This is a genomic window from Rhodococcus sp. ABRD24, from assembly GCF_004328705.1.
GTDB lineage: Bacteria > Actinomycetota > Actinomycetes > Mycobacteriales > Mycobacteriaceae > Prescottella.
Map to the genome: position 1 here is coordinate 4,635,514 of NZ_CP035319.1, position 18,567 is coordinate 4,654,080.

General features: G+C 66.2%; 16 protein-coding genes. 8 read left to right on the forward strand and 8 right to left on the reverse strand.

Going from position 1 to position 18,567, the window contains the following annotated elements:
• Window positions 1-10: 10 nt before the first annotated feature.
• Both ERC79_RS20735 and ERC79_RS20740 read left to right on the forward strand, forming a co-directional pair.
• A complete protein-coding gene (locus ERC79_RS20735; RefSeq protein WP_131580251.1) occupies window positions 11-1,447 on the forward strand; it encodes a 3' terminal RNA ribose 2'-O-methyltransferase Hen1 in 1,437 nt (478 codons plus the stop codon).
• Complete coding sequence (locus tag ERC79_RS20740; protein ID WP_131580252.1) at window positions 1,448-3,976, forward strand: polynucleotide kinase-phosphatase; 2,529 nt, start codon at window positions 1,448-1,450, stop codon at window positions 3,974-3,976.
• 9 nt (window positions 3,977-3,985) lie between these two features.
• On the opposite strand, the gene yaaA is transcribed toward ERC79_RS20740, so the two are convergent.
• From yaaA to ERC79_RS20755, 3 genes are all read right to left on the reverse strand, one after another.
• A complete protein-coding gene (yaaA, locus tag ERC79_RS20745; RefSeq protein ID WP_131580253.1) occupies window positions 3,986-4,729 on the reverse strand; it encodes a peroxide stress protein YaaA in 744 nt (247 codons plus the stop codon).
• A 149-nt stretch (window positions 4,730-4,878) separates the two neighbouring features.
• Window positions 4,879-5,799 carry a hypothetical protein gene (locus ERC79_RS20750; RefSeq protein ID WP_131580254.1) on the reverse strand — a complete coding sequence of 307 codons (921 nt, stop codon included), beginning with the start codon at window positions 5,797-5,799 and terminating at the stop codon, window positions 4,879-4,881.
• Window positions 5,800-5,990: 191 nt separating this feature from the next.
• Window positions 5,991-8,063 (reverse strand): hypothetical protein, encoded by a 2,073-nt coding sequence (locus ERC79_RS20755; protein WP_165497014.1) that lies wholly within the window; start codon window positions 8,061-8,063, stop codon window positions 5,991-5,993.
• Window positions 8,064-8,378: 315 nt separating this feature from the next.
• Here ERC79_RS20755 and ERC79_RS20765 point away from each other — a divergent pair, with 315 nt between their 5' ends.
• Entirely contained in the window at window positions 8,379-10,124 is a 1,746-nt protein-coding gene (locus tag ERC79_RS20765; protein ID WP_131580257.1) for a proline--tRNA ligase, read from the forward strand.
• Between the two features lie 215 nt (window positions 10,125-10,339).
• Here the strand turns inward: ERC79_RS20765 and ERC79_RS23795 are convergent, their stop codons facing one another.
• Window positions 10,340-10,465: a hypothetical protein gene (locus ERC79_RS23795; protein WP_278249713.1), complete on the reverse strand. Its 126-nt coding sequence runs from the start codon at window positions 10,463-10,465 to the stop codon at window positions 10,340-10,342.
• A 45-nt stretch (window positions 10,466-10,510) separates the two neighbouring features.
• Between ERC79_RS23795 and ERC79_RS20770 the strand changes: the two genes are divergently transcribed.
• From ERC79_RS20770 to ERC79_RS20790, 5 genes are all read left to right on the forward strand, one after another.
• The gene (locus tag ERC79_RS20770) at window positions 10,511-11,011 is read left to right on the forward strand and encodes a TetR/AcrR family transcriptional regulator (protein ID WP_131580258.1); all 501 of its coding nucleotides are present in this window, start codon (window positions 10,511-10,513) and stop codon (window positions 11,009-11,011) included.
• A gap of 177 nt (window positions 11,012-11,188) precedes the next feature.
• The gene (locus tag ERC79_RS20775; protein WP_131580259.1) at window positions 11,189-11,395 is read left to right on the forward strand and encodes a hypothetical protein; all 207 of its coding nucleotides are present in this window, start codon (window positions 11,189-11,191) and stop codon (window positions 11,393-11,395) included.
• A gap of 46 nt (window positions 11,396-11,441) precedes the next feature.
• Window positions 11,442-11,834, forward strand: a complete 393-nt coding sequence (locus tag ERC79_RS20780) for a hypothetical protein (protein ID WP_131580260.1) — start codon at window positions 11,442-11,444, stop codon at window positions 11,832-11,834.
• A gap of 333 nt (window positions 11,835-12,167) precedes the next feature.
• A complete protein-coding gene (locus ERC79_RS20785) occupies window positions 12,168-13,409 on the forward strand; it encodes a transposase family protein (protein WP_242676667.1) in 1,242 nt (413 codons plus the stop codon).
• A gap of 443 nt (window positions 13,410-13,852) precedes the next feature.
• Window positions 13,853-14,167, forward strand: a complete 315-nt coding sequence (locus tag ERC79_RS20790) for a hypothetical protein (RefSeq protein ID WP_131580261.1) — start codon at window positions 13,853-13,855, stop codon at window positions 14,165-14,167.
• 40 nt (window positions 14,168-14,207) lie between these two features.
• Here the strand turns inward: ERC79_RS20790 and ERC79_RS20795 are convergent, their stop codons facing one another.
• From ERC79_RS20795 to ERC79_RS20810, 4 genes are read right to left on the reverse strand one after another with little or no spacing between them, the layout of a single operon-like run.
• A complete protein-coding gene (locus tag ERC79_RS20795; protein ID WP_131580262.1) occupies window positions 14,208-15,023 on the reverse strand; it encodes an SDR family NAD(P)-dependent oxidoreductase in 816 nt (271 codons plus the stop codon).
• A 28-nt stretch (window positions 15,024-15,051) separates the two neighbouring features.
• Window positions 15,052-16,581, reverse strand: a complete 1,530-nt coding sequence (locus tag ERC79_RS20800; protein ID WP_131580263.1) for a succinic semialdehyde dehydrogenase — start codon at window positions 16,579-16,581, stop codon at window positions 15,052-15,054.
• Window positions 16,582-16,609: 28 nt separating this feature from the next.
• Window positions 16,610-17,200, reverse strand: a complete 591-nt coding sequence (locus tag ERC79_RS20805; protein ID WP_131580264.1) for a TetR/AcrR family transcriptional regulator — start codon at window positions 17,198-17,200, stop codon at window positions 16,610-16,612.
• Between the two features lie 21 nt (window positions 17,201-17,221).
• Window positions 17,222-18,565: a cytochrome P450 gene (locus ERC79_RS20810; RefSeq protein ID WP_131580265.1), complete on the reverse strand. Its 1,344-nt coding sequence runs from the start codon at window positions 18,563-18,565 to the stop codon at window positions 17,222-17,224.
• Window positions 18,566-18,567: the final 2 nt, after the last annotated feature.

Genomic DNA, 18,567 nt, shown 5'->3' on the forward strand with positions numbered 1-18,567 from the left:
CGCGCCCGAAATGTCCTGGCTGAACGATCAGCTGGGCCGTAACGTGCACTCGGTGCTGCTCACACTGACTGCTACCGCCACAGACGAAGTCCCGGACGCCTCGGACCTCGGCTACCTGCTGCACAAGCATCCGGATCGGGTGCAGACGTTCGAGTTGTCCGTCGGCACCGCGACCGTGCTCTATCCGGAGTCGACTCGTGCGCGGTGTACTGCGGCGCTACTCCTCGACGTCGATCCCATCGAACTCGCGCGCAGCAAGTTCCGCCGCGGCAGTGACGGATTCGCACTCGGCCAGTATGTGAACGATCGGCCGTATGCCGGGTCGTCGATGCTGGCGGTCGCCCTGTCTCGGGTGTTCAAGTCGGCGTTGGCCGGCGTCTGCAAGACACATCCGGACCTTGTCGACGTCGCGATGCCACTGCAAATCAAGATCCCGGCGATGCCGGCCCGCGGCGGCGCAGATCTCCCCGGCCGACTCTTCGGCCCGCTCGGCTGGGACGTGACTGCGGTCCCGCTGCCCCTCGACGAGACCATTCCGCAGTGGGGTGACGCGGATTACGTGCGCCTCGAGCTGTCGGGAACCACAACACTGTCGGCGGCGCTGCGTCACCTGTACGTGCTGCTTCCGGTGCTCGACGATGTCAAGCACTACTGGGTGGGCGAGGAAGAGGTGGACAAGCTGGTGCGGATGGCCGGTGAATGGCTGGCCGGCCATCCCGAGACCGGGCTGATCGCGTCGCGGTACCTGGCACACCGTCGGGAACTGGTGTCGTCGGTAGTCGATCGATTGACCGACGATCCTGTAGACCAAAATGCCGATGCGCCCACGCCCGACACGAGCCTCGCGCAACTACGCCAGGATGCGGTGCTGACGACCCTGGAGAAGCTGGGTGCGGCACGAGTGGTGGATCTGGGCTGCGGGGAAGGTCGATTGCTGGGAGCCATGTTGGCCCGGCCCTCGTTCACCAGGATCGTCGGCGTCGATGTCAGCGACAGCGCACTCCGCAGGGCCGAGCGCAGGCTCGGCGTCGACGAGCTGCCGGACGGTCAGCGGGACCGTGTCGCGGTGTTGCAGTCCTCGGCCACCTACCGCGACGCGCGGCTTCGTGGCTTCGACGCGGTGGTGCTGATGGAGGTCGTCGAGCACGTCGACGAGTCGCGCCTGCCCGCCCTCGTGCAGTCGGTCTTCGGTGACATGCGGCCGCGGGTGGTACTGGTGACGACGCCCAACGCGGAGTACAACGCGCTCTACCCGAACCTCGGGGCGGGCGCATTCCGACATCCGGATCACCGTTTCGAATACACCCGAACACAATTCGAGATCTGGGCGGCGGGCCTCGCAGTAACACATGGCTACGACGTGAGTTTCTCCGGGATCGGCGAGCTCGACGAGACCCACGGCACGCCCACCCAGATGGCTGTTTTCACCCGAAAGGAGGACACGTAGATGAGTGTCGTCGAGATTCCCGAACCGTCCTTGGTCGTGCTCGTCGGGATCAGCGGATCCGGCAAGTCTTCCTTCGCTGCTCAGCATTTCGGCTCCTATGAGGTGATCTCGAGCGATCACTGCCGGGGGCTCGTCAGTGACGACCCGAACGCGCAGGCCGCGACGGCCGACGCATTCGAAGTACTCGAGTTCATCGCGGCCAAGCGACTACGGGCGGGAAGGCTGACCGTCGTCGACGCCACCAGCGTCCAGCCGGCGGCACGGAAGAAGCTGATCGATCTCGCCCGCAGCCACGATGCGCTTCCTGTGGCGATCGTCCTGGACATTCCGGAGCCGGTGTGTGCCGAGCGCAACGCGGCCCGCGGCGACCGCGCTTTCGATCGCGCCGTGCTGCGCCGTCAGCACCAGCAACTGAGCCGTTCGATGCGCGGGCTCTCCCGGGAGGGGTTCCGGGCTGTGCACGTGCTGGACGGCGTCGACGCCGTCGAGTCGGCTCGGATTGTCCGGCAGCCTCTGCGTAGCGATCGGCGCGACCTGACCGGACCCTTCGACGTGATCGGTGACATCCACGGGTGCCTCAGTGAGCTCGAAACACTGCTGGGCATAATGGGATACACCGTGCTTCGCGATGAGCTGGGTCGGGCGGTGGACGCGGTTCCGCCAGCCGGTCGGACCGCGGTCTTCGTGGGCGACTACGTCGACCGGGGGCCCGACTCGCCCGGTGTGCTCCGATTGGTGATGGGGATGGTCGCCGCTGGCCACGCCCTCGGCGTTCCTGGAAACCACGAGAACAAACTGGTCAAGGCGCTGCGCGGCAAGAAGGTCAGTGTCACGCACGGTCTCGGGTACACCCTCGAGCAGCTGGCCGGTGAGTCCGAGGATTTTCGCAGACAGGTCGCGGACTTCTGCGACGGACTCGTCGCGCACCTCGTCCTCGACGGGGGACGGCTGGTCGTCGCACACGCCGGGCTCAAGGAGGAATACCACAACCGCGCGTCGGGTCGGGTGCGCAGCTTCGCGCTGTACGGCGAGACCACTGGGGAGACAGACGAGTTCGGTTTTCCCGTGCGCTATCCCTGGGCTGAGGACTACCGGGGTGAGGCCATTGTGCTGTACGGGCACACACCCGTGCCCGACGTGCGCTGGATCAACCGCACCGCTTGCCTCGACACCGGGTGCGTCTTCGGCGGCGCGCTCACCGCAATGCGATACCCGGAACGCGAGGTGGTGTCGGTGCCCGCCGAGCGGCAGTGGTATCGACCGGTCAAGCCTCTGCACCAGCCCGCGTCGGATCCGCAGGCCCTCGACATCGACGACATTCTTCGGGTGGGGGGAGTGGAGACTTCGACTCGCGGGCGGATCTCGGTTCGTCCGGAAAACGCGGCGGGCGCACTCGAGGTGATGAGTCGCTACGCGGTTGATCCGCGATGGCTCAACTATCTTCCGCCGACGATGTCGCCGTGCGCGACCTCGGCACTCCCGGGACTTCTCGAGCATCCTGCCGAAGCCTTCGATGCCTATCGAAAGGCGAAGGTGGACGAGGTGATCTGTGAAGAGAAGCATATGGGTTCGCGCGCTGTGGTGTTGGTGTGCCGCGACGCGGCCGTGGCTGCAGAGCGCTTCGGTGTCGGTGACGGGCTCTCGGGGATGGTGCACACCCGGACCGGCCGGCGCATGTTCGGGGATACGCTGACCGAGTTGTTGGTCGCCAACGTCGCGGATGCGGTCGGGGCGGCTGGGCTGTGGGACGAACTCGGCACTGACTGGGTGCTGCTCGACACCGAACTGCTGCCCTGGTCGGCGAAGTCGGAGGCGCTGCTGCGATCGCAATACGCGGCCGTCGGTGCGGCGGCGTCCGCGGACTTGTCCGCGCGCACGGCGGTGCTCGATGCTGCGTCCGGGCGGGGGCTCGACGTCGGTGTGTTGTTGGCGGGGAACAGGTCCCGAGCCGACGACGTCGAGAGCTACATCGAGGCGTACCGGAGATACGTGTGGCCGACGGAAGGGCTCGTCGGGGTGCGGCTCGCGCCGTTCCAGGTGCTGGCGACCGAGGGGGTGAGCTATGGTGACCGCGACCACGGTTGGCACCTCGAGGTTGCGGATCGACTCGCGGACGTTGCGCCGACGCTGTTCACGACGACGCGGCGAGTGCTCGTGGACACGAGGGTGCCCGAGTCGGAGGCGTCGGGCGTCGCATGGTGGGAGGAGCTGACCGGGGCAGGCGGCGAGGGAATGGTGGTCAAGCCGTTCCATAACCACCGCGGTGGCGGACGAGTGCAGCTGGGAATCAAGGTACGTGGACGTGAGTACCTGCGGCTGATCTACGGTCCGCACTACACCGAGCCGGAGAACCTGGCCCGGTTGCGGAACCGGAGTCTGGGCCACAAGCAGTCGATGGCGCTGCGCGAGCACGCGCTCGGGATGGAGGCGATCGACCGGCTGATCAAGGTGGAGCCGCTGTGGAGGATCCACCAGGCCGTGTTCGCTGTCCTCGCGCTCGAGTCGGAGCCGGTGGACCCGCGGTTGTAGGCAGCTGCCTCACGTCAGGATGATCAGTTCGCCGTCGGAGGCGGTCTCGACGGTGAGACCGGCCTTCGACGCGACCCGCGCGACGCCCCTGATGTCGGTCGGCTCGGCGCGAGAGACGGTCAGTGCCCGCGCGAGTAGACCCTTGTGGTGCTTGTTGAAGTGACTCACCACCTTCCGGGAGCCGTCGGTCTGCTCGGTGAGGACGGTTGCGATGATCGCGCCGGGCACCGGGCCCAGCTGCTGGTAGGTGCCCGACCGCAGGTCGACCACCAGTCCGCCGTCGGCCTCCGCGACGAGGGCGTCGGACAGTTCCGGCTTCCACAGTGACTGCAGGGTGCCGAAGCCGGGCAGCTTGGACCCGCCGGAGAGCCGGTACGCGGGAATCGGGTCTCCGGCCCGGATGGCACCGAACAGTGCCGAGCCCATCCCGAGCCGACGATATGCCTTCTCCCGCTGGACCTTTGTGAACGACTTCGCGTCGAGCGCGTCGAACAGCACGCCCGTGTAGCGTTCGAGCGCGGGCCGGGTGGGGGAGGCCCACAGCTTGGCGTTGCGTTCGATCTCGTCGGCCTGCTTCAGGCCCAGTCCCAATGCCACATTCGACGCCTCGGTGTCCGCCGACAGGTCGACGAGCGCCTGCACCAGCATCTCGCGGGTCTCGCTCAACTGTGGCATCGACAGCTCGCCCAGGTCGAGGGGCGCGCCCTTGCCGCCGTCGGATTTGGTTTCGGAAGGGGGAAGCAGGACAAGCACGATCGCCAACGCTACCGCGCGGCTGCGGCGCCGGCGCCCTCGGCGTGTGGATCTGCGTCGCGGCTGGCTGGGCACAGGAATCAGGTCTGGCCTCCGCTGCAAAGAGCGAAGGCCAGACTTCGGTTGTTCCGCGGGTCAGTTCAGGTGCTCTACCCGGCGTCGAATTGTAGGCCGGCGACGTTCCGGATCTCGGAAGCGTCGACGACCACTCCGGCAGCGGGCGCCGCGAAGGTGATCGGTGTCGTGGTGTCCTGGCTACGGTCGGCGGAGCCGTGAGCCATGACGGTGTAGATCGAGCACGCGTTGGCGAGGCAGTCCGCGCCGCCCTGGACGGCCTTGATGTTGAGGGTGGTGCTCCATGCGCCGCCGGAGATGGCGCTGGGCCGGACGAAGGTTTGTGCGCCCCAGGCAGTTGCGTCGGTGGGGGACCACTTGTTGTCCTGGATGACGCCGACGTAGAGGCCGGTGCTTGCGGCGGCACCTTCGAATCCGGTGCCGGAGATGGTGATGTCCTCACCGGCGGCCGCGATGTTCGCGGTCTTGGACGCGGTCACAGCGGGCCCGGTCGGCACGACGACGGACGGCGCAAAGCTCACCGGGGTCTTGGTGTCCTGGGTGCGGTCGGGCGAGCCGTGCGCGGAGACGGTGTAGATGGAGCAGGCGTTCTCGAGGCAGTTCGAGTCGCCCTTGATCGCGGCGACGTCGATGTCGGCGGTCCATGCGCCGCTCACGATGTCGGTTGCCTCGAGCCACTTGGTCGTCATCCAGGCGGTGGAGTCGGTGGCGGAGTACTTGTCGTCCTGGACGAGACCGACGTAGATGCCGGCGCCGGCGCCGGAGAAGCCGCTGCCCGCGACGGTGATGGTCTCACCGGCGGCCGCGATGCCGGTGGCCTTCGACAGCGACACCAGTGGCGTTGCCTCTTCGGGTTCTTCCGGTCCTGGAGCGCTGGAGCCGAGGCTGCCCAGTGAGCCGAGCGGGCTGGTCTGCGCTGCTGCGACTCCCAGAGACATCGTGCAGGCGAGCGTGCCGGCGACGGCCACGATCGCGGACTTTGTGAACGCGCGCATTGTCCTTCTTTCTGAGGTGGGTCCGCCGAGATGGCGAATACTTAGGTAAGGCTAGACTTAATTTGATCTTCGGTAAAGGGGTAGAAGCATGCGGGTCCAGAGGTGCGATGTGTCCTAAAAGACCAGTTCAGTGCATAATTCTGTGAGGGGCGTCCGGACCGGACGCCCCTCGGGCTAGGTGGCAGGCAGTGCTAGGTTCGGCGGCGTAGTGCGAAGGTTGCCGCTACTGCGATTCCGGCTCCGACGACTCCGCCGATGAGCAGCGGAAGGATCCACGCGGTGACGTCGGTCAACGCGTCGGCAAGATTGCGGATCGCAGGGGAAGCGGCGTTCGCGTCGTCCGACGAGGCGTTGCCGTCACCGTTCGAGCCGCCGTCGGCCGCCGTCAGTGCTGCTGATGCAGCCTTGTCGGCATTGGGTGCGTTGGGGTCGTCACCGAAGCTGACGGGCGTCTGGGTGTCCTGGCTGCGGTCGCTCGAACCGTGCGCTGCGATCGTGTAGATCGAGCACGGATTCTTGGTGCAGTCCGAGTCGCCCTTGACGGCCTGCACCTTCATGGTGGTCGACCATGCGCCGTTCTTGATCCCGCTCGGCGTGATGAACGCCGTGGTCATCCAAGCGCCGGCATCGGTGGTGGTGAACTTGTTCTCCTGGATCAGTCCGACGTAGATGCCGGGAGGTGCACCTGAGAATCCGGTGCCCGCGATCGTGATCTGGTCGCCTTCGATCTTCAGGCCCTTGGCCTTCGAGAGTGTAACGGCCGCAGTCTTTGCGATGCCGGGACCGCCGGCGGCATTCAGCACGGGCGGGGCGGTGACGGTGCCCGGTGCGACGCTGCCGACGAAGCTCACCGGGGTCTTGGTGTCCTGGCTGCGGTCCGAAGAACCGTGGGCCATGACGGTGTAGATCGAACACGCATTCTTGATGCAGTCGAAGGCACCCTGGTTCGCGATCAGTTCCACGGGCAGTGACCAATGACCACCGGAGATCTGCTCCGGCTTGATGAATGCCGAAGTCATCCACACAGAGGCGTCGGCTGCGGAGAACACGTTGTCCTGAACGAGGCCGACGTAGAGGCCAGGCGCGGCGCCGGAGAAGCCGGAACCGGAGACAGTGACCGTCTCACCGGACGGGTTGATGCCGCTCGCCTTCGACAGCGACACCGCCAGGTTGCTGTTGGCCGTGAACGTGGTGCCGGGAGCCGCGCCGGCCGCGCCGGGACCGGTTGTGGCTCCGCCCGCGCTGGTCTCGCCGCCACCGGTGAGCGGTGGCGCGGTGCCGACGAAGCTGATCGGGGTCTTGGTGTCCTGGCTGCGGTCGCTCGAGCCGTGTGCTGCGAGCGTGTAGAGGGCGCAAGTGTTGTTGATGCAGTCGCCGCCGGGAAACGCGCCAAGGACGTCGATCTTGGTCGAGAAGGAACCGCCCGGCATGTCGGACGGCTTGATGTACTTCGTACCGTAGAAAGCCGAGGCGTCGGTCGACGAGTACCGGTTCGTCTGGGCGATACCGACATAGATGCCCATGCCTGCGGTCGAGAAACCGCTGCCGCGCACGGTGATCGAGTCCCCCGCCGCATTGAGTCCGCTGGTCTTGTCGGTGTCGACACGGGGTCCGCCGCCGGTTGTCTGAGATGTGGTCGGCGGTTTGGTGGTGGTGGTCGGCGGTTTGGTGGTGGTCGGCGTGGTGGTGGTCGGCGGTTTGGTGGTGGTCGGCGTGGTGGTGGTCGGCGTGGTGGTGGTCGGTGGAATGGTGGTGGTCGGTGCGGTGGTGGTCGGTGGTTTGGTGGTGGTGGTGGTCGGGTGCGCCGCGAATGTCACCGGGGTCTTGGTGTCCTGGGTTCGGTCCGGTGAGCCGTGCGCTGCGACGGTGTAGATCGAGCACGCATTCTCGATGCAGTCGAACGAGTCCTTGATGGCCACGACATCGACGCGGGTAGTCCAGGAGCCGCTCTTGATTTCGGCCGCCCTGATCCACGCCTGGGTAATCCAGACGCTGCCGTCAGTGGTCGAGAACTTGTCGTCCTGGACGAGGCCGACGTAGATGCCGGCGCCGGCGCCCGAGAACCCGGTGCCCGAGATGTCGATCTTGTCACCGTCCTTCAGGCCGGTCTTCTTGGACACTGTTGTGACCGGCGTACTGGAAGCGGTTTGGGTGGCGCCACTGTCACCTGAGGTATCGGGGGCGGCAATGGCGAGGCCCATCGGCGTCGTCACTGCCATGGCGACCGCGATGGTCGCGAAAGCAGCCCTGGTCAACGCGCGCATCTTCCTTCTTCCTGGTTACGGCCGCAATAGCGGCACCTCTAATTAGGTGAGCCTAGGGTAACTAAAGCAAACCTAAGTTACCGCACCTTCGTCGAATCTGGTGTGCCCGACATTTCGGAGACCGTGCCCGTCGCCTGGAGTGCGGCTGGTCGACTCGACGTGGGGAGCCGCAGATCCCTCGCTTGCATGACGGTCAACCGCTGTGCCGTCGATCGGTTTCGCAAGCTCAACCGCTGTGCCCTCGATCGGTTTCGCAAGCTCAACCGCTGTGCCCTCGATCGGTTTCGCAAGCTCAACCGACTAGGCTGCTAATTCGTGATCACCCGTATGTCGCACCTGTTCCTCCGCACCCTCCGCGACGACCCGGCCGACGCCGAGGTCGCCAGTCACAAGCTGCTGGTCCGCGCCGGCTACGTGAGGCGCATCGCCCCAGGCGTGTACTCGTGGCTGCCGCTGGGTCTGCGCGTGCTGCGTGAGGTGGAGCGTGTGGTCCGCGAGGAGATGAATGCGATGGGTGGGCAGGAGATCCTGCTCCCCGCGCTGCTGCCGCGCGATCCCTACGAGACGTCGAACCGCTGGACCGAGTATGGCGCCAGCCTGTTCCGCCTCAAGGATCGCAAGGGCAACGACTACATGCTCGGCCCCACACACGAGGAGCTCTTCGCGCTCACCGTCAAGGGTGAGTACAACTCCTACAAGGACTTCCCGGTCACCCTTTATCAGGTGCAGACGAAGTATCGCGACGAGGAGCGTCCGCGCGCTGGCATCCTGCGCGGCCGCGAGTTCGTGATGAAGGACTCGTATTCGTTCGACCTCACCGACGAGGGCCTGGCGGCGTCCTATCAGGCGCACCGCGACACCTACGAGCGGATCCTGGCCCGGCTCGGCGTCAAGTACGTCATTGTCTCGGCGACCTCGGGTGCGATGGGCGGCAGTGCCTCGGAGGAGTTCCTCGCCGAGAGCGCAATCGGCGAGGATACCTACGTCCGCTGCCTCGAGTCCGGCTATGCCGCCAACGTTGAAGCTGTCAAAACCCTTGCCCCCGAGCCGATTCCGTTTGACGGTCTGCCCGAGGCGAAGGTGCACGACACCCCCGGCACCGAGACCATCGACACCCTCGTCGAGTGGGCCAACGGCGCAGACCTGGGCCGGACGGTGACCGCCGCGGACACCCTGAAGAACATCATGGTCAAGTCCCGCGTGCCCGGTGGCGAATGGGAGCTGCTCGCGATCGGCATCCCCGGTGACCGCGAAGTCGACGAGAAGCGCCTCGAGGCCGCACTCGAGCCGGCCGAGTACGTGCTCATCACAGAGACGGACTTCAAGAACAATCCTTTCCTCGTCAAGGGTTATATCGGTCCGAAGGCGCTGCAGGAGAACGGCGTCCGCTACCTCGTCGACCCACGCGTCGTGGACGGCACTAGCTGGATCACCGGCGCCGACGAAGAAGGTAAGCACTTCGTGGGCCTGGTCGCCGGACGCGACTTCACCCCGGACGGCACCATCGAGGCCGCCGAGGTGCGCGACGGCGACCCGTCGCCCGACGGAGCCGGAGCTCTCGTTGCCGCCCGCGGCATCGAGGTCGGGCACGTATTCCAGCTGGGCCGCAAATACACCGACGTCTTCGGCGTCGACGTGCTCGGCGAGAACGGCAAGCCGGTCCGCCCGACCATGGGCTCGTACGGCATCGGCATCTCGCGTCTGGTCGCGGTCATCGCCGAGCAGCACCACGACGACAAGGGGCTGCGCTGGCCCGCCGAGGTCACCCCATTCGATGTGCACCTCGTGGTCGCGAACAAGGACGACGCCGCCCGTGAAGGCGCCGAGGCCCTGGCCGCCGAGCTGGACAAGTCCCGCGTTGAGGTCCTGTTCGACGATCGCAAGGCGTCACCCGGTGTGAAGTTCAAGGACTCCGAGCTGATCGGCATCCCGCTCGTCGTCGTTGTGGGCCGCGGCTTCGCCGACGGCAAGGTGGAGTTGCGCGATCGGTTCACCGGCGAATCCCGTGAGGTCGCCGTCGAGAGCGCGCTCGCCGAGATCCTCACCGCGATTCGGGGCTGACACCGAACCGCGCGCTGCCGCGCGGATGTCACGCCATAGCGACGATGGGCTGCGAGAACCCGGCAGATGTGATCAGTGGGCGTCTACACCAGACGGGGTGGGCGGCCACTGATTCGCATTCTTGCGATCGAGCCGGTCTGTCAGGAGTTCGGTTCGGTGGGAGCGGCGGGCGTTCGCCGGAGCTCCCGCCGCCTACCCCGCTCCTGGTAGGCGGCCTATCGACGATCGGATTCCTCGAACACCGAGCGATAGATGGCGTAGCCGAAGAACCAGAGCGTCATGGCTACGCATAGCGCGAGAAGAATGTCGAAGAAGACCACCATCGGATGCTCCGATCCCAAGAATTTCTCCGCGTGGAGAGGACTGCATCACGATAGACTCTCCACATGGAGAAGTCCACGCGAGATTCGCTGCTCGACGCCGGGTTGGAACTGCTCGGCAGAGTCGGGTTCCGGGGCTGGTCGATGCGAGGTGTCGAAGACGAGGCCGGCGTCCCTCACGGCAGCGCACGTCATCACTTCACGAACCAGCGCGGTCTGGTCCTGGCGATGGTCCGACACCTACTCGATGGAGACATCCCCGCCGTGGGCGAGACTCCACATCAGCAGATTGCACGGTGGCTCGGCGACGAGGCAGGAAGAACCAGGGCGCGCTACGAACTCGTTGTCGCGTCATTCCACGACGCCGAGCTCGCTGCCGAACTGGTTCGCGGCCGGGACCACCTCGTTGCCGTTCTGTGCGAACGCGGCTTTGCGCACACCGATGCTTCCGGGCTCGTAACCGCGCTGGACGGAATGGTGCTCGACGCGCTGCTTCGGCGACTCCCGGCTCACGAGGTCGACCCACAGCGGGTCATTGATCGATTCTCGCCGGCCGCGCAGCAGTAGGGGCCGGTTACTGCATCAGCCCGCACGCGCATCGGAGCGAGATGAGTCCTGACCCACTGATGCAGGCGGACGGCCTCGTTGCCTGCTGTCCCGTGAGATGAAGCCCGCCGGACGCCCGCATCTCTCGCGACGTGCCCCCTGCATCCTGTCGGGCTGTGGGTGTGTTCAGCTGCATGTATGGGGTGGGCTACGCGGGAGATCGGTATTGCGTCCGGAGTAGGCGCTGCCGCGGCGGGGGTCGAGAGCGTGCGTGCCGAGCTTGGCGGAGCGACGTTGGTGGCGGGGTTCTTCGTGTGGAGCGTGCTGGCTTCCGCGATGCCCGGGGCGTCGTTCTCAGCGGGTGGCAGTGGGTTCCTGGGATCTCGGTGGTGTGTGCTGTGGTGACATACGTGTGCACGGTGTTCCTGGCGCCGGTAGAGGGGGCGGTTCCATGAGGTCGATGTGGTGGCACGGCGCGGCGTCGAAGCTGGAGGCGGGGGCTCCGTTCGTCATGTTGGCGCTGTGGCTCTATCTGGGCGGACAGTTCGTCAACGTTGTCGTGATGACGCCATCTGCGTGGAACTGGTTCTCGCTGGGGCTGTGGGTGTTCGTCGTGATCGGCACTAGCTGGCAATGCGTGAACGTGATCCGCCGACGCGTGGGCACACCGGCTCTGCCGGTCGTGGCGCCGGACACGGTCTCAACTGCAGACGTGGAAGCTGCGATCGCTTCGACTCCGAACAGGGTTTCGGCGATAAGGGCGGTGAGGGAACGACACCCAGGTCTCGGGCTGAAGGCTGCTGTCGATCTGGTCGACGCGGCCCTCGACGCGAGAAACGAATGAGTGCAACGACTTCCGGTGGATGCGGGGAAGGCGATGTTTCGGCATTCGCGCCACTGATCGCCGAAGTTCACCCGAAGCAACGTGGCGGTGCGAGGTGATCCGTCGGGCGCACTCGGTGTGGATCGTGATGGCCGTGACAGCCCTCGCAGCATGCGGGAATGCGCCATTCGAGCCGGCCACGGTCATCCTATCCTCCGGGGAAGCGACTTCGTCAAGTCCGCGCGTTGACTCATCAAAGATGCCCGCGTAGGTCCCATCGTTGACTCATCCGAGAATGCCCGCGTAGCGGCGTGTCGGTCCGGTCGATGCCGGTGGGGGCGGTAGGGCCGGGTGATGGGACTGTCTATGGCGGAACGTAAGTCTGTGACGAGGGCGATCGCGACCCGATATGCCCGGGCCGACAGGTCGGGGAAGTCCCGGATTCTCGACGAGTTGTGCGCGACGACGGGGTGGCATCGTGATCATGCCCGCAGGATGTTGCGGTCTGCTCTGATGCCGCGGGTGGTGCGTCCGCGGGCTCCATGTCCGGTCAAGTATGGTTCGGAAGTTGTTGCAGCACTGACATTCTGTTGGGCGGTGCTCGGCATGCCGGCAGGGAAGCGTCTTGTCCCGATCCTGCCGGAGCTGGTTCCGGTGTTGCGGCGGTTCGGGGAACTCGACATCGACGACGACACCGCGGCGTTGCTGGTGCGGATGTCGGCGGCGACCGTGGATCGGCGGCTGGCCCCGCAGCGCAAGTCGCTCGAACTCAAGGGTCGCTCGCACACGAAGCCGGGATCGCTGCTCAAGTCGCAGATACCGATCCGGACGTGGGCGCAGTGGGACGATGCGGTGCCGGGGTTCGTGGAGATCGATCTGGTCGGTCACGAGGGCGGGAACGCGGTCGGTGAGCATGCGTACACGTTGACGGTGACCGATATCGCCACCGGGTGGACGGAGAACCGGTCGGTGCCGAACAAGGCCCTCAAGTGGGTGGTCGCGGCGCTCGACGAGATCGCCGGGGTGTTGCCGTTCCCGCTGCTCGGTGTGGACTCCGACAACGGCAGCGAGTTCATCGACCATCATCTGCTGGCGTGGTGTGAACGGCGGGAGATCACGTTCACCCGCTCGCGGCCGGGGAACTCGAATGATGGTGCGCACGTCGAGCAGAAGAACTGGGCCATCGTGCGTACCGTTGTCGGCTATCTTCGCTACGACACTCCTGCGGAACTTTTGTTACTCAACAAGATTTGGGTTCTGCAATCGAATATGACGAACTTCTTCTCGCCGCAGCAGAAGCTGATCTCCAAGGTTCGGGACGGCGCGAAGGTGACCAAGAAGTACGACACCGCGACCACTCCACACCGGCGTGCGAGCGCTCACCCCGCGGTGACCGCCGACACGAAGGACGCTCTCGATGCGGCCTACGCGAGCGTCAATCCCGCGGCGGTCCAACGACAGATCCAGGCCCTTACCGCCGAGTTGATCACCCTCGCCACCAGTAAACGAACACCGACGAAGAAGCCCGGATCCGCCACCACTCCCTCGCGGACATCCACAAATGAGGCAACGAATCACGCTTCGCGGGCATCTTGACATGAGGCAACAGGGTCCGAAGCACGCCCTTGATCTCCGCGACGACCTCGATTCCCCCTATGCGGTTGTATGGGAAGGGTACGAAGTCCTCGATGATCGCACCGTTGCTGTCACAGTTATGTCGGGGCTGCCGGAATGGAGCGCGGCCAGCAGTCACCGAGACAGCGTCAGCAGTGTCGATCGGAATCACCATCGGTGGTAAGCCCGGTGCCGGCGCCTGCGACGCCGTAGGGATGATCGCGAAGGTGATCGTTCCTCTCCCTTCCCCTTTGAACCATCGAGACGTTCTCGACGCGAACTCCTCGAATTGACGGAACCTGCGAGACCGATCTCCCGAGGTCGTTCAGGACCGATCGCTGCGGCCGTCCCGGAAGGACAGAAGATCCGAGACCAAAACCGCGCGCTCGTATACATTCAGTTGGCTGACAACCGAAGGGGGCATCGTGCTGATCGGAGCGTGCGCGGTACTGCTCGGCGTCGCGTTTCATCTTCTGGGCGCGTGGGTTTCGGCCCGTCAGAACGACCGCCATTCAATGTCGGCTGCCAGTGGCCGATTCGCTGCGTGGCTGTCTCAGTGGACGCGCGGCTTGCAGACTGCGGGATGGATACTGAGCATCATCGGCGCGCTGGCCTTCGGCGATGCGATGTCGACATCGCCGGGTGTGAGCATCGCCGTGGTTGTGGCAGTGCTCGCACTGGTCAACGGCTTGCCGAGTCTTATCGTGACCTTGTTGCACCGGCGAACAGCGCGCGGGTGATTTCGCCAATTCACTTGCCGCGCTGACGGGTCCGGTCGGGTCAGCGCTGGATCCGGGCGTCGTAGTCGGCGCGTCCGGCGTCGACGTCCAGGAACACCCGATCGAGACCGGTTGTTCGACGTAGCAGGCGGGCGACTGGTCGGGGGAACAGCGGCCACAGCAGCGTCCCGGACAGGCGCCTCGGCACGACCGCCCGGCGTCGACCTGTCCGCAGGATCTGCACCACGGTATGCGCTACTTGCTCCGGCGTGATCGGCGCGATCAACGGTCCGGGATGGGTGCCGGCGAGCAGTCCAGTGCTTGTGAACGTCGGCAGCACAGTGCTGACTCTTACCCCATGGGCCGCCAATTCGGCGTCGGCCGCGTCTCCGAAACACAGGACCCCGGCCTTGGTGGCGTTGTAGACGGCCATGCCCGGCACCGCGACACACCCTGCTATGGATGCGATGTTGACGATCCGGCCGCCGCCGGATGCCATCATCACCCGTCCAGCTGCGCGGGTTCCGTGCAGCACTCCGCGCAGGTTGACGTCCACCACGGTGTCGATCGTCGCATCGTCCTGCTCGAGCAGTGGACCGAGCGGCATGACGCCGGCGTTGTTGATCCAGCCCCACGGCGTGCCGAGAGCCGCTTGGACACCCGTCAGGAAGGATTCGACCGACCGAGGATCGGTGACGTCGAGGACCGTGCCGAAAACTCCGATGGCGTCGGCTGTGCGGCGCACCTCGGTCTCGTCGATGTCGCCGATCGCGACGAGAGCGCCGGAGTCGCGTAGGGCGGCGGCGGTCGCCCGGCCGATGCCCCGCGCCCCGCCGGTTACCACGACGACGCGACCTGTGATGTCGATTCTTCTCACTGTTGGCTCTCCTCTGGAACAGCCCCCCTCAGGATCGGTGCCGCGCTCCGAGTAGCGCGCGGGTGCCGGCGTTCATCGCGGCCAGCAGGGTGCCGCGAAGTCGGTCGGGATAGGCGGTCGGAATCCGTTGGGTGGTGACCGTCTGGGGTTCGGTGTAGCGGAGGATTCCCTCGCGGCCGTGCCGGCGCCCGGTGCCGCTCGACCTCATGCCGCCCATCGGGGCTCCCAGAGACGCGATCGCGGACAGGTAGCCGTCGTTGACGTTCACCGAACCCGCCACCACCTCGGCGGCGATCCGGCGTCCGCGGCGCAGATCCCGGGTCCACACGCTCGCACTCAGGCCGTACTCGCCCTCGTTGGCCCGGCGTACCGCCTCCGCGTCGGAGGCCACCCGGTAGACGGAGACCACCGGACCGAAGGTCTCCTCGGCATAGATTGCCATCTCTGCGGTCACGCCGGTGAGCACGGTCGGTTCGTGGAACAGCGGCCCCAGATCTGGACGCGCCCGGCCCCCGGTCATGGCGGTGGCGCCTCTCGCCAGAGCGTCCGCGATGTGCTTCTCTGTAGTCTCGAGCTGCCGGCGGGAAGTCAGCGATCCCATGTCGACGTCGTAGCCGTACCCGGCGCCGACCCGAAGCTGCTCGGTGCGGGTGACAAGTTCGCGCACGAATCGGTCGAATATGCTCTCGTGCACATAGATCCGCTCGATGCCGATGCACATCTGCCCGGCATTCGAGAATACCGCCTGTACGGCGCCGCGAGTGGCCGCCCTGATGTCTGCGTCGGCGCAGACGATCATCGGGTTCTTCCCACCCAATTCGAGCGAGGCTCCAATCAGTCTGTCCGCGCAGCGCCGCGAGATCTCACGGCCGGTCCTCGTGGAACCAGTGAAGCTCAGGTAATCCACCGCGTCCACGACCGCGGGTCCGATCCGGCTGCCGGGCCCAGTCACTACCTGCCACAATGCGTCTGGTATTCCGGCCCGCACTGCCAGGTGGCGGGCGTAGAGCAGCGTGAGCGGGGTCTGCGAGTCGGCCTTGCTGAGTACCGCATTACCGGCGAGCACGGCCGGGATCACGTCGCCGACGGCCAGGAAGAGCGGGTAGTTCCACGGTGCGATCACCCCGACCAGGCCCTTCGGCCGGTAGCCGACGCGGGCCGAGACCAGTCCCGGCACCGCGCCCCGGACACGACATTCGCGCAGATAGCGGGCGCTGTGGGCGGCGTAGTGCAGGGCGGTGGCGACGACGCCCTGCACTTCGACAGCGGCATGCACGCGGGCCTTGCCGGTCTCCCACTGCATGAAGTCGCACAGGCGGTCGTGGTGGTCGACGAGCAGCCTGGCGAAGCGGGCCACGACAGCTTCCCGGTCCCGGACCGGCCGCGCCGCCCAGGCGGGCTGCGCGGACCGCCCGGCTGCGGCCACGGCGGCGACCGCCTCGGCAGAGGTCTGCGGAACGGAGGGGAGCGGTTCGCCGGTGAAGGGCGCCGTAGCGCAAGAGAACTCGTCGGATGCGGGGAGCTGCGCCAGCAGCTCTTCATGCAGGGCGCTCAGCACGGCGCACCCGCGCTCGTGCGGAACGAGGTCACCACACCAGTCGGGTGAGGTATCTCTCGGCGTAGCGGCGTGCCGCGGCGGGATCGGTCGTGTCCAACTGCCCGTGCGGGTGCAGCATCAGCGACATCGCGATGCGGATGAGGATTTCGGACGCCGCAAGCAGATCGTCCTCCGGCATCGAGGCACCGCTGTGTCGCAGCGCGGCGGCAACCCGGGCGGCGGTGACGGCGATCGGTGCGCCGTCGGTGCGCGCGGTCACTGCGACCATCAGCTCCGGCTCGCTCTCGAGGATCCGCCCGATCAGCGGGATCTCGTGGGTCAGTTGGATTCCCCGGGTAAAGCACTCGACGACGGCCTGCGCCGGGTCGAGGTCCTGGGCCAGGGCGTCGAGTTGATCGAAGAACAGCCCCGCCTCGCGCAGGATGAGCACCTCGACCAGTGCGTCCTTGTTCGGGAACCGTCGGTAAAGGGTGCTGCGGCTGATCCCCGCTCGCTTCGCGATGTCGTCCATGTTGGTGCGCCGAATCCCGTAGCGCTCGAACTCGTCCCGCGCGGCGTCGAGCATCGTCTGCTCCGCGGTGGTGGCGGGCAGTGTGGTGGGAGCGCGGCGCGTGGTCATCACCGGTCAGCATATCCATCGTCAGATCGCTCGCAGCGTCACCGGGAGATGGTCCTTGGGAACCGGCAGTGTGGTGTTGTCGAGCCTCCAGGTGTAGCCGTCGGGCACGGACCACTCGTACTCGAGCAGGAGATTGTGCATGATCGTCTTGATCTCCATCTGGGCGAAGTAGAGGCCGATGCACTTGTGCACCCCGCCGCCGAACGGCATCCACGCGTATCGGTGTGACCTGTCCTCGGCGCGTGCGGGGGAGAAGCGGTCCGGGTCGAAGCGTTCAGGATCCGTCCACAACGCGGGGTTGTGGTGGTTGACCATGCCGATCGCACTGACATAGGTGCCCTTCGGGACGAAGTGGCCGTCGATCTCGGTGTCCTCCAGGGCTCGTCGGGCGAGGCCGGGCACCGGCGAGTTCAGCCGCAGCGATTCCTTTATGACGGCGTCGAGCACCGTGAACTCGGCCAGGTTGTCGTAGGTGATGTCACGCGGCAGCTCGCGGGACTGGGCGCGGGCCCTCTCCTGCCACTCCGGGTGCAGGGCAAGGTAGTACGCCATCGTGGTGAGAGTGATGGTGGAGGTGTCGTGTGCCGCCATCAGGACGAAGATCATGTGGTTCACCACGTCCTCGTCGGAGAAGGTGTGACCCTCCTCGGACCGCGCCCGGCACAGCACGGAGAACAGGTCCGGGGTCTCGGTGGCGCGCTTGGCTGGTAGTTGCTCGCGGAAGAACTCCTCGAGCACGGCCCGTCCGGCCAGGCCGCGGGACCACTTGGTTCCGGGGATGTTCCTGCGGACGAGGGACATCCCGGCGTTGACACAGTCGATGAATGCCTTGTTGATCCGATCCGCCTCCGCGCGCGGCAGATCCAGCCCCATGAAGATCTCCAGCGCCAGATCGAGGGTCAGTTCCTTGAACCGGTCCAGGATCAGGATGTTCTCGCCGACGGGCAGGCTCCGGACGCCGTCGCGCAGCATCGGCTGCATGTCGTCGAGGTAGCCGCGCAGGTGCTTGTTGTTGAAGGCCTGCTGCAGGATCAGCCGGTGGTGTCGATGTTCCTCGAAGTCCATCAACAGGATCCCGCGGCGGAAGAACGGCCCGATCAGGAACCCCCACGCAGGCTCGGCGGCCAGCGCTTTCTGCCGGTTCGCGGCGACCGACTCGGTGCCGTCGGCGGTGAGCGGGACCGCGAACTTCTGTCCGAACGCATTGATGTAGGTCATGTCCCCGAAGGCCTCCCGACGCTGGGCCACCAGCCGGATCGGGTTGCGGAAGAACCGCAGGAGTTCGAGGACTCCCGGATCTCCAGTGCCGTGGATCGGGCGGAGGCCGCTGCCGGCCGGTGGTGGTGCCAACTGCTTGGTACGCACGG

Coding starts and splice junctions, on each gene's coding strand:
- ERC79_RS20750 (WP_131580254.1), bottom strand. CDS start 5,799: ATGCGCGCGTTCACAAAGTCCGCGATCGTGGCCGTCGCCGGCACGCTC.
- ERC79_RS20740 (WP_131580252.1), top strand. CDS start 1,448: ATGAGTGTCGTCGAGATTCCCGAACCGTCCTTGGTCGTGCTCGTCGGG.
- ERC79_RS20775 (WP_131580259.1), top strand. CDS start 11,189: ATGGGGTGGGCTACGCGGGAGATCGGTATTGCGTCCGGAGTAGGCGCT.
- ERC79_RS20780 (WP_131580260.1), top strand. CDS start 11,442: ATGAGGTCGATGTGGTGGCACGGCGCGGCGTCGAAGCTGGAGGCGGGG.
- ERC79_RS20785 (WP_242676667.1), top strand. CDS start 12,168: ATGGGACTGTCTATGGCGGAACGTAAGTCTGTGACGAGGGCGATCGCG.
- ERC79_RS20805 (WP_131580264.1), bottom strand. CDS start 17,200: ATGACCACGCGCCGCGCTCCCACCACACTGCCCGCCACCACCGCGGAG.
- ERC79_RS20735 (WP_131580251.1), top strand. CDS start 11: ATGTCCTGGCTGAACGATCAGCTGGGCCGTAACGTGCACTCGGTGCTG.
- ERC79_RS20755 (WP_165497014.1), bottom strand. CDS start 8,063: ATGCGCGCGTTGACCAGGGCTGCTTTCGCGACCATCGCGGTCGCCATG.
- ERC79_RS20770 (WP_131580258.1), top strand. CDS start 10,511: ATGGAGAAGTCCACGCGAGATTCGCTGCTCGACGCCGGGTTGGAACTG.